This window comes from Curtobacterium sp. AC268 (genome assembly GCF_979258745.1).
This window is the reverse complement of record NZ_OZ409878.1, coordinates 2,459,805-2,471,236: the sequence shown is the minus strand read 5'-3', so window position 1 is coordinate 2,471,236 and position 11,432 is coordinate 2,459,805. Positions and strand designations below refer to the sequence as shown.

The 11,432-nt window shown below is 68.4% G+C and carries 7 protein-coding genes; 5 read left to right on the top strand and 2 right to left on the bottom strand.

From position 1 onward, the window contains the following. Nucleotides 1-451: 451 nt before the first annotated feature. Both ACZZ9K_RS11740 and ACZZ9K_RS11735 read left to right on the top strand, forming a co-directional pair. On the top strand, nt 452-3,628 hold the full coding sequence (locus ACZZ9K_RS11740) for a hypothetical protein (protein ID WP_463444121.1): 3,177 nt from the start codon (nt 452-454) through the stop codon (nt 3,626-3,628). A gap of 239 nt (nt 3,629-3,867) precedes the next feature. Next, on the top strand, nt 3,868-7,098 hold the full coding sequence (locus ACZZ9K_RS11735; RefSeq protein ID WP_463444120.1) for a LamG-like jellyroll fold domain-containing protein: 3,231 nt from the start codon (nt 3,868-3,870) through the stop codon (nt 7,096-7,098). A gap of 12 nt (nt 7,099-7,110) precedes the next feature. On the opposite strand, the gene ACZZ9K_RS11730 is transcribed toward ACZZ9K_RS11735, so the two are convergent. After that, nucleotides 7,111-7,485 carry a hypothetical protein gene (locus ACZZ9K_RS11730; protein ID WP_463444119.1) on the bottom strand — a complete coding sequence of 125 codons (375 nt, stop codon included), beginning with the start codon at nt 7,483-7,485 and terminating at the stop codon, nt 7,111-7,113. 182 nt (nt 7,486-7,667) lie between these two features. Between ACZZ9K_RS11730 and msrA the strand changes: the two genes are divergently transcribed. Then, nucleotides 7,668-8,189 carry a peptide-methionine (S)-S-oxide reductase MsrA gene (gene msrA, locus ACZZ9K_RS11725; protein ID WP_463444118.1) on the top strand — a complete coding sequence of 174 codons (522 nt, stop codon included), beginning with the start codon at nt 7,668-7,670 and terminating at the stop codon, nt 8,187-8,189. Nucleotides 8,190-8,207: 18 nt separating this feature from the next. On the opposite strand, the gene ACZZ9K_RS11720 is transcribed toward msrA, so the two are convergent. Next, nucleotides 8,208-8,567: a UBP-type zinc finger domain-containing protein gene (locus ACZZ9K_RS11720; RefSeq protein WP_071245324.1), complete on the bottom strand. Its 360-nt coding sequence runs from the start codon at nt 8,565-8,567 to the stop codon at nt 8,208-8,210. A 177-nt stretch (nt 8,568-8,744) separates the two neighbouring features. On the opposite strand from ACZZ9K_RS11720, the gene ppk2 reads away from it, so the two are divergent. Both ppk2 and ACZZ9K_RS11710 read left to right on the top strand, forming a co-directional pair. Beyond that, nucleotides 8,745-9,653: a polyphosphate kinase 2 gene (ppk2, locus tag ACZZ9K_RS11715; RefSeq protein WP_027467245.1), complete on the top strand. Its 909-nt coding sequence runs from the start codon at nt 8,745-8,747 to the stop codon at nt 9,651-9,653. A 172-nt stretch (nt 9,654-9,825) separates the two neighbouring features. Further along, the gene (locus ACZZ9K_RS11710) at nt 9,826-11,418 is read left to right on the top strand and encodes an APC family permease (RefSeq protein WP_349847453.1); all 1,593 of its coding nucleotides are present in this window, start codon (nt 9,826-9,828) and stop codon (nt 11,416-11,418) included. The last annotated feature ends 14 nt before the right edge of the window (nt 11,419-11,432 follow it).

Below are 11,432 nucleotides of genomic sequence, written 5' to 3'. Positions count from 1 at the left end.
AGGGCGATCGATGCTCGAGTCCTCAGGCGCTGACGGGTCTGCGGCCGTGAACGGTGCCGGCTCACGCGTCAGCGCCTTCGACCGCAAAGCGAACGGTTACAGCTGCTCGATGCACGAGTCCCCCAGTTTTCGGTTCAGGGCCGCGCGCGGAGCTTCCGTGGACGGCTTCCGGATCGTATCGATCGGGAACACATAGACAGGTGCCCCCCGAACGCGGGTGACCCGGACTCGATCCGCGGAGATCCGGGCCTCGCGCCTCTGCAGCTGTGAGGACTATCACCCTCCCGGCCATGCCCGCCGGTCCGGGCGAACTCCGCCTCGTGGCTGTGTGGTGTGCCGTGTTCGGGGGTCTTCGCCGGGTTCGGGGTCTCGCTACGGTGTGCTCGCGCAGTTCGCGCTCGGGATGTTCACAGGGGGTTCAATGCCGCACGGCAGAACCGTGGTCGCGACAGTGGCCACATCAGCGTTGGTGCTCGGTCTGCTCGCGACGACGGGCGCACCCGCGTTCGCCGATGGGTCCGCCACCACCACACCGACCATCGCGGACAGCCAGTCCTCCGCGACCTCGGCGGACGCCTCCGAGATCGCGCAGGCCCACGACCACGGCGTGACCGTCTCGGACGAAACCACCCCGACGAGCCTGCTCACGGCGAACCCGGACGGCTCGTTCACCGTGACACAGGACACCATCCCGGTCCGCACCCAGCAGGCCGGGCAGTGGATCCCCGTCGAGACCGACCTCGTTCCCGTCGACCAGTCCTGGATCGCACCGAAGGCCACCGACACCCACGTCCGGTTCTCCCGCGGCGGCACCGACACCCTCGCACAGGTCCAGACCGACACCGGCGCCTGGGTCAGCGAGTCCTGGCCCGCCGGCGGCGCCCTGCCCTCGCCGACCATCGACGGCGCCACAGCCACCTACGCAGACGTCCTGCCCGAGGTCGACCTGCGCCTCACCGCAACACCGTCAGGCATGGCGGAAGTGCTCGTCGTCAACACGCCAGAAGCCGCCACGAACCCGGACCTGCAACAGGTCGAGCTGCAGATGCACGGCGCCACCGTCTCGACCTCGTCGACAGCATCAACAGCGACCGCGACCGATGGATCCACCCTGCAGTCGTCGAAGCCGACCTGGTGGGACTCCTCCGACGGCGGCGACGCCGACGGCCCCGGCGGCGCCGGCAGCGCCACCCCCCTCGAGCACACCACGACCACCACCGCAGTCACGCTCGACGTCACCGACGCAACCGACACCGCACCGACGTTCCCCGTGTTCGTCGACCCCGACTGGTCCTCCGGTCAGAACGCACTCTGGTTCGACGACATCGCCTACCCCACCCAGTCCTACCTCAACGGCCAGGCAGCGAACGGCTACCAGAGCGTCGGCTACGCCGTCGAGAACGGCAAGACGTTCATGTCACGCGCGTTCTGGCAGTTCAACCTCGGCCCCCTCGACGGCAAACACATCACCGAAGCACACTTCAACGCCATCGCGAACTACAGCTGCGGCGAAGCCACCGTCCAGGCCTGGCGCTACGGCAACGTCACACCCGGACAGAACTGGAACGACGACCAAGCCAACCAAGGCCAATGGCGCGACCACATCTCCGACGCCGAGATCCCCAGCGTCGCCGGCTGCGCCATGCCCGGCAAAGCCGTCGGCTGGGACGTCACCCGCGGCGCCGCCGCCACCGCCGGCAACACCCTCCAGATCGGCCTCCGCTCCCCCACCGAAGGCAGCCTCAGCCGCAAACACTTCGCCTACAACGCCACACTCACCATCGAGTACAACACCGTCCCGAACGCCCCGACGCACTTCCGGATCACCTCGCCGACCCGCACGTGCGGGGACTCGACTGATTCCGCCGCATGGATCAACAACGATGCGCAGAGCCTGACCCTCTCGGTGCAGAGCTCGGATCCCGACGGGGAGAACCTCGCGACGAAGTTCTACGTGTACAAGGCGTCGGACCTGGCAACGCACGTCGGTGACGGAGTCGTCTCGGTCCGAGCGGCACAGGGAACGCAGACGGCAGTCCTGCCGAAGGGCTACCTGCCCGACGGGGACTTCGCTGTCCGCGCGCGTTCGAACGACGACAGCGAGTGGGGCGACTGGTCGTCGTGGTGCTACATCCACTCCGACTCGACTCCTCCGAAGGCTCCTTCGGTGACGGGTGTGGACAAGCCGCACACCGTCGGGGTCGCGACCTCCGTCACCGCCACCACGCCGACGGACGCGTCGATCGCCGGGTTCGCGTGGTGGGTGAGCGCTTCTCGCTCGGACATCCAACCGGTCACGGCAGCAGCGAACACTGCCATCGGGTTCCCGGACTGCGGCCTGCACGACGGGATCGTGACGTACGTGTGTGCCACGTCCTCGCGGACCGCGACCATCCGGTTCGCACCGACCGACAACAGCAGCGTTCTCTGGGTGAAGAGCATCGACAAGGCCGGCAACGTCTCCGTCACCGCGGCATCCCCGGACACCTCGAACCAGGGTTGGCCCATCGTGGCGGACTCCGATCGCACCGTCGACAGCGAGAGCGCTGCACACACCTGGACGGGGAGCTCAGGGCACGTGGGAGGCGACGGCACTTCCGGATCACGAAGAGTCCTCCTCGACGAAGCATCGACCCCGACCAGCCCCCGGTCGTTGACCCTCGACCCGAGCGCGGTCACGAGCGGCCCCATCGATGACACCGGGTACGCCGGTCCGTTCGACGCCACGCGTGTCCACCAAGACGACCTCGTCCGGATCAACCGCTACTACGGCGACTACGGTCACATCGCCGTCACAGCGCGCACGCGAGCCGGCAAGGACTTCCAGTCCACGCTGGGCGAACTCCTGAGCCCCGCCGCACCCGCGCCTTCGCACAGTCGGCTGCTCTGGTCGTGTCCGACGTCGGTCGGCGACATGACGACCGGACGTGCCTGCAGCGACTCTGGTGTGCAGCTCGGCTACTCGTGGACGGTGGCGGCCGATGTGCCCACGGGGACGAAGCCCGTACACGCGTACCGGTGCGTGCACGGCGACGTCGACTACTTCACCTCCATCGACCCGGACTGCGAAGGCTTCACCAAGGACAGCGACCTCGGCTTCTTCGCCGCGGCAGGGACCAGCACGACCTCGGGTCCCATCGTGGACACGACGAAGAGCTACACGGTCTCCGCATGGCTCCGGCCCTCGAAGACCTCCGTCGACGAGACCAACACGGCGATGTCCCTCGACGGACAGACCAATTCGCCGTTCTACCTGCAGTACGTCGACGGCAAGTACCGCTTCTGCGTCAAGGAACAGACCGACACCCCGTCCGTCGACTGCACCAGTCCCGCTCAGACGTCCGCGTCCCCGGGCACGTGGGCCTTCGTCACGGGTGTCTGGGACCCCGCGAACAACCAGGTCCGGATCATGGTCAATGCGTCGTCGTCCGGGGTGGGCGTGACCGGTCACTCGCTCGGAGCAGGCGAGAGGTCGAGCAGCGGCGGCCTCCTCCTCGGCAGCGGTGTCAGCGACGGAGCGCCCGTCGATTCGTGGAGTGGTGACATCGCGATGCCGTCCATCACCCAGGGCGTCGCAACCCGGACGCAGCTGCGTTACTTGATGACCTCCGGGAGCTACCGCTACTGACGATTGATCCGCGCCGTGTGCTGAGTGGATGTTCACAGGACGACGGCGCGGGTCTCTCCGACGGTGCATCGCCGAGTTCTCGGGGCTGAGCGGGGCGGGGATCCCCTCGTGGCTGTGTGGTGTGCCGTGTTCGGGGGTCTTCGCCGGGTTCGGGGTCTCGCTACGGTGTGCTCGCGCAGTTCGCGCTCGGGATGTTCACAGGGGGTTCAATGCCGCACGGCAGAACCGTGGTCGCGACAGTGGCCACATCAGCGTTGGTGCTCGGTCTGCTCGCGACGACGGGCGCACCCGCGTTCGCCGATGGGTCCGCCACCACCACACCGACCATCGCGGACAGCCAGTCCTCCGCGACCTCGGCGGACGCCTCCGAGATCGCGCAGGCCCACGACCACGGCGTGACCGTCTCGGACGAAACCACCCCGACGAGCCTGCTCACGGCGAACCCGGACGGCTCGTTCACCGTGACACAGGACACCATCCCGGTCCGCACCCAGCAGGCCGGGCAGTGGATCCCCGTCGAGACCGACCTCGTTCCCGTCGACCAGTCCTGGATCGCACCGAAGGCCACCGACACCCACGTCCGGTTCTCCCGCGGCGGCACCGACACCCTCGCACAGGTCCAGACCGACACCGGCGCCTGGGTCAGCGAGTCCTGGCCCGCCGGCGGCGCCCTGCCCTCGCCGACCATCGACGGCGCCACAGCCACCTACGCAGACGTCCTGCCCGAGGTCGACCTGCGCCTCACCGCAACACCGTCAGGCATGGCGGAAGTGCTCGTCGTCAACACGCCAGAAGCCGCCACGAACCCGGACCTGCAACAGGTCGAGCTGCAGATGCACGGCGCCACCGTCTCGACCTCGTCGACAGCATCAACAGCGACCGCGACCGATGGATCCACCCTGCAGTCGTCGAAGCCGACCTGGTGGGACTCCTCCGACGGCGGCGACGCCGACGGCCCCGGCGGCGCCGGCAGCGCCACCCCCCTCGAGCACACCACGACCACCACCGCAGTCACGCTCGACGTCACCGACGCAACCGACACCGCACCGACGTTCCCCGTGTTCGTCGACCCCGACTGGTCCTCCGGTCAGAACGCACTCTGGTTCGACGACATCGCCTACCCCACCCAGTCCTACCTCAACGGCCAGGCAGCGAACGGCTACCAGAGCGTCGGCTACGCCGTCGAGAACGGCAAGACGTTCATGTCACGCGCGTTCTGGCAGTTCAACCTCGGCCCCCTCGACGGCAAACACATCACCGAAGCACACTTCAACGCCATCGCGAACTACAGCTGCGGCGAAGCCACCGTCCAGGCCTGGCGCTACGGCAACGTCACACCCGGACAGAACTGGAACGACGACCAAGCCAACCAAGGCCAATGGCGCGACCACATCTCCGACGCCGAGATCCCCAGCGTCGCCGGCTGCGCCATGCCCGGCAAAGCCGTCGGCTGGGACGTCACCCGCGGCGCCGCCGCCACCGCCGGCAACACCCTCCAGATCGGCCTCCGCTCCCCCACCGAAGGCAGCCTCAGCCGCAAACACTTCGCCTACAACGCCACACTCACCATCGAGTACAACACCAAGCCGAACACGCCGAGCGGCATCACGATCACGAGTCCCACGCGCGCCTGTGGCACGAGTGACGCCAACAGCGCGTTCGTCAACAACGCAGCCCAGCCCATCACGTTGCAGGTCAAGGCCAGTGATCCCGATGGTGGACTCGTGCGCACGACCTTCCACGTCATGCGCTCCGACGACCCGGACACGATCGCCTGGTCGGACGGCGTCGACCTGACGAGCGCAGGGCCCCAGAGCGTCCAGATCCCGAAGGGCGCCCTCGCTGACGGCCACTACATGTTCCGTGCGAAGAGCAACGACGGTACCGACTGGGGCGGCTGGACGGGCTGGTGCTACTTCTCCTCCGACAGCACCGTGCCGAACCCTCCGACCGTCTCCGGGCTGCCCGCCTCGTACAGGGTGGGCACGAAGGTGACCGCCACGGTGACCGCCAGCACCAAGGACAAGGACATCCGCGGTTTCCAGTACTGGCTCTCCGACGGCGGCAGCCTCCAGCCGGTCCAGCCGGTTTCGGAAGCGGTGACCACCGCGACCGGGTACCACTCGTGCGACCTCCGTGACGGCATCGTCGTCTACGTCTGCGCAGATGCCAGCGGTACGGCGAAGGTCAGCTTCACACCGTCCGACAGCACGAGTCGACTGTGGGTGAAGAGCATCGACAAGGCCGCCAACGTCTCGACCGCGTACGCCGGGAGCGGCAGAGACGGCCTGGTGGTCCCCGGCAACAGCGTGGCCGCAGATGACGATCCCCGTGTCGGTACCGGTCCCTCGAACGCAGGACACGCCTGGTCGGGCCAGCAGGGCGAATCAGTGTCGGGTCGCGGAACCGTCGCCTCGCCGACCGTGATCGGCGACGACAGCTCGTACGCCGGTACCGGCGCACGGGCAGCGCAAGCGCTGACGCTCGACCCCACCACGAGCACGACGCCACTCGACGTGGGGGCGATCCCGTTGGGGGCCCCCTCCATCGAGCAGGACGACGTGGTTCGCGTCAACCGCTACAAGGGTGGGGGTGCGCACTCGACGTCTGCGACCGGCAAGACCTACGAGATGGGGCTCGGCGGACTGCAGGTCTACGGGCCGTCGGCCGACGTCCCGTCGAACATGATCCAGGTCAAGACCTGCACGAGTGGCATCTACACGGCCACGGTCACCGGCGCGTGCCCATCTGGTTTCACCATGCAGGTCGGCGCGGACGGGAAGCCCAAGGCGCTCGGGTACGCCTGGAAGACGGCAGCGGACGTCCCGACCAAGTGGAACGGGTCAGCCGAGGTCTTCCAGTGCCTGTCCGGTGAGGACTACTTCCTGTCGCGCGACACCGCGTGTGAGGGCAAGACGAAGAAGTGGAGCCTCGGCTACTGGGCTGCCCTCTCCGGCTTCAACCGCACCGCCTCAGCGCCGATCGACACGACGAAGAGCTACACGGTGTCTGCCTGGATGAAACCGTCGGCGGCGCAGGAGGGTCGGTACGGAACTGCCGTGTCGATGGACGGACCGACCGGGTCGGTCTTCTACCTGCAGTGGGCGGGAGACGACTACCGCTTCTGCGTGAAGTCGCAGCCCGACCTGACGAGCGGCACGTGCGTGTCACCAGCGCGGACTCGGGGGCTGACGGACCAGTGGACGTTCGTCACCGGCGTCTGGGACGCGGACAACCAGCAGATCCGGATCGTGGTCAACCACGACGCTGCCGGCGAAGGCGTCGCCTACCACGCCCTGGGCGCGGACGAGCAGGCGAGCACCGGGGGGCTCCGCGTCGGTGGCGCAGTCAGCAGCGGCGGCCCGTCGGACACCTGGACCGGCGCGATCGCGATGCCGACGATCAGCCAGGGTGTCGCAACGATGACCCAGCTCCGGGTGTACTCCGTGCAGGGCACCTACGCGTACTGAAGCGGGGCGCGATCACCTGATCGACAGATCGATCGCGACGACGCCGAGCACGAAGATCAGGACGATGACCACGAGGCCGATCGTGGGTACCACCACCTGTCGCCGTACCGTGGGAGCACCAGACGCCCCGATGACCCAGGTCGTGATCGCGACGACGAGTGCGAGGAGCGGCACGAGGAACTGTGCGGTCTCCCCGACGGCGTACGAACACTGCAACGTCACGTCGGAAGCGCAGGGCGTGTACTGCTCAAGTTGCGCGACGACCATCCCCAGTAGCGAGCCGATCGCCACGAACACCTCGAGGAAGACGAGGAAACAGAACGCGAGTCCGAGCAGCCACCAACCACGTGGACGGCGCTGGACTTCGTCGATGGATGACCGCTTCATGTGAGCCCGACCGTACCGCAGGGGTGACACGGAGCACGGACTCGTAGGGTCGAGTCGTACCGACCGCACACCCGGGTGGGTCCGTGCCCCACAGGGGACCTGACGACGGGAACAGATCGTCCCTGTTGCCGGTTGCACCACACGGTGTTGCAGCCAGTGACACGAGAGCCCAGGAGGCCACCATGACCACCACCGAGACCGCCATCCTCGCCGGCGGCTGCTTCTGGGGAGCGCAGCAGCTCCTCCGTCGTCGTCCCGGCATCGTCAGCACCCGCGTCGGCTACTCCGGCGGCGACGTGCCGAACGCGACGTACCGCAACCACGGCGACCACGCCGAGTCGGTCGAGATCGTCTTCGACCCGTCCCAGATCTCGTACCGGGACCTGCTGGAGTTCTTCTTCCAGATCCACGACCCGTCGACGAAGGACCGCCAGGGCAACGACATCGGTCGCAGCTACCGTTCGGCCATCTTCACCACGACCGACGAGCAGAGGCAGGTCGCGCTCGACACCATCGCGGACGTCGACGCGTCGGGCATCTGGCCCGGCAAGGTCGTCACCGAGGTCACCGCGGCCGGCCCGTTCTGGGAGGCCGAGGACGAGCACCAGGACTACCTCGAGAAGAACCCGCACGGCTACACCTGCCACTTCGTGCGTCCGGGCTGGAAGCTCCCGCACCGCGACGAGGCGACCGCGGCCGTCTGACCTGACGACCGCCGCGGATCAGCGTGATCCGCCGAGCAGTTCCAACCAGTCCCCGGGAAGGCGATCCGCCGGCCCGGGGACTGCCTGCGTCACGGGGTGGCTGGTGGGTGCCGCGAGCTCGAGCCCCTCGGAACGGGAGTCGTCGCGGTAGTCCCACGCCCAGGTCTCGCCGGGCTCGTAGCTCTGGATGACCGCGTGCCCGGTCTCCTCCCAGTGCCGCGTCGCGTGTGTGTTGAGGGAGTCGTCGCAGCAGCCGACGTGGCCGCACGCCGCGCAGCGGCGCAGGTGCACCCACCACGAGCCGGTCGCGTCGCACTCGACGCACCCGTCTCCGCTCGGTGCGATCTCGGGGTGGATCATCTCGGCCTGGTCCGTCATGGCCCCATCATGCCTGTGAAGGGCCACATGCGGTCGGGAGGCACGGGGCGGGCCCGCACCGCGCCTCCAGGCCGTCATCGGGTCGCGTCCAGGGCGAGGCGTGGGGCGGTCGTGCGGGTGGCCGGGCCAGGATGGCCCTGGGGCCGACACCCGATCGGCTCGCAGAGGGAGGACACCGTGGACACAGCGCCGTACTCGCAGCCGTTGCGGGAGTACATCGAACAGCTGCGGACCGAGGGGTACAGCGTCGCGGACGGTCAGACGGCCGACCCGGAGCTGATCGACCCGCACGGCAACCCGGTGCTCACCTGGCAGGACGACTACCCGTACTCGGAGCGCCTGCCGCGGGACGAGTACGAGTACCAGAAGTACCTGCTGCAGATCGAGCTGCTGAAGTGCCAGTACTGGCTCGAGGACACCGGCCAGAAGGTCGTCGTGCTCTTCGAAGGGCGTGACGCCGCGGGCAAGGGCGGCACTATCAAGCGGTTCACGGAGCACCTCAACCCCCGGACCTCGCGGGTCGTGGCGCTGAGCAAGCCGACCGAGCGCGAGCGTGGCGAGTGGTACTTCCAGCGGTACGTGCAGCACCTGCCGGCCGCCGGTGAGATGGTCCTGTTCGACCGCTCCTGGTACAACCGCGCCGGCGTCGAACGGGTGATGGGGTTCTGCAGCGACGACGAGTACGAGTCGTTCATGACCCAGGTGCCGCAGTTCGAGCGGATGCTCGTCGACTCCGGCATCCACCTGACGAAGTTCTGGTTCTCGGTGACCCGGCGCGAGCAGCGGACCCGGTTCGCGATGCGCCAGCTCGACCCGGTGCGGCGGTGGAAGCTGTCCGACATCGACCTGCTGTCGCTCGACCGGTGGGAGGACTACACCGAGGCGAAGACCGCGATGTTCACCAGGACGAGCAAGCGCTACGCGCCGTGGACGATCGTGCGGTCGAACGACAAGAAGCGCGCGCGCCTCAACGCGATGCGGTACTTCCTGACGCAGTTCGACTACCCGGACAAGGCAGCCGACGTCATCGGCAAGCCGGACCCGCTCATCGTCCGCCGCGGCAAGCGGGACGTGGACGTCGAGTGATCCCCCGCCGGTGATCCCCCGCCGCTGATCCGCCCGCCGACTCGGAACGTTTACACGCCGAGGCCTGCCGTCACGCACTCGAAACAGACGGGCAACGGCGACGACACAGGGCCGCAAGACACTTGTCGCACTACCTGTCACCCGACAGGTACTCCGCGAAAGGTCTGCAGTCATGCGTTCTCCGCAAGCACCGCTCCACGCACCGCGCGCCACGTCCGACGTCGACACCCAGGGGCTCGCCCGCCTCGGCTACGAGCAGGAACTCCACCGCGGGGTCGGCTCGTTCTCCTCCTTCGCGGCGGGCTTCTCCTTCGTCTCGATCCTCACCACGGTCTTCCAGCTGTTCGGACTCGGCTTCGGGCTCGGCGGTGCTGCGTTCTTCTGGGCGTGGCCGCTCGTCTTCGGCGGCCAGCTGCTCGTCGCGCTGAACTTCGCGCAGCTCGCGGCCCGCTGGCCCATCTCCGGCGCGATCTTCCAGTGGTCGAGCCGCCTGGCCGGAGCCCGGTTCGGGTGGTTCACCGGCTGGACGATGATCATCGGCCAGATCCTCACCGTCGCGGTGGCGGCCATCGCCGTGCAGGCCGTGCTCCCCGCGATCTGGGACGGGTTCCAGGTCGTCGGCGGTCCGGGCGCGGACCCGTCCGTCGCGTCGCCGACCGGTGCCGCGAACGCGGTGGTCCTCGGTCTGGTGATGCTCGCCGTGACGACGATCGTGAACATCACGAGCGTCCGGCTGATGGCCCGCGTGACGAGCTTCGGCGTGCTCATCGAGATCATCGGCGTCGTCGTGCTCATCGGCGCCCTGTTCCTCCTGCCGCACCGCAGCGCCTCCGTGGTGTTCACGACCGCCGGGTCGACCAGCACCGAGCCGTACGTGTGGGCGTTCCTGGCGTCCTCGCTGATGGCCGCGTACGTGATGGTCGGCTTCGACTCGGCCGGTGAGCTCGCCGAGGAGACCCACAACCCGCGCCGGACCACCCCGAAGACGATCGTCCGGGCACTCACGGTCTCCGGTCTCGGCGGCGGGCTGCTCATCATCGGCGCCCTCGTCGCCGCCCCGAGCCTGACCGACGGCAAGCTCGCCACGCAGGGCCTCGCCTGGGTGATCACCTCGACCCTGGGCGACGTCTTCGGGCGACTCCTGCTCTGCACCGTCGCCGTCGCGGTCTTCGCGTGCACCCTCGCCGTGCAGACCGCCGGCGCCCGGATGGTCTACTCGATGGCCCGCGAGAAGGCGCTGCCCTTCCACCGCACCCTCGCCCGGGTCTCGCCCCGCACCGGCACCCCGATCGCGGCGTCGATCGTCGTCGGGGTCGGCGCCGGGCTGGCCCTCGCCGTCAACATCGGGCAGTCCGCGATCTTCACCGCCCTGTCGAGCCTGTGCATCGCGATGCTCTACCTGGCCTACCTCGGGGTCACCGGGCCGCTGCTGGTCCAGCGGATCACGCTCCGTCGTACCGGGCTGCCGACCGGGGTGGACGAGGACGGCAAGCCGCTCTTCACCCTCGGTCGCTGGGGCATCCCGCTCAACGCCCTGGCGGTGGCGTTCCAGATCGGCATGGCGATCAACCTCATCTGGCCCCGGCCGGAGATCTACGACCTGACCGGCACGTCGTGGTGGCTGCAGTACAGCGCCCTGCTCTTCATCGGCGGCGTGCTGCTCGTCGGCTGGGCGTGGTCGAGCTGGCGGCACCGTACGCACGGGCCGATCACCCTGGCCGAGGTCCCCACCACCGCCTCGGTCCCCGCCCCCGTCGAAGCCTGATCCGGAAGGAACCC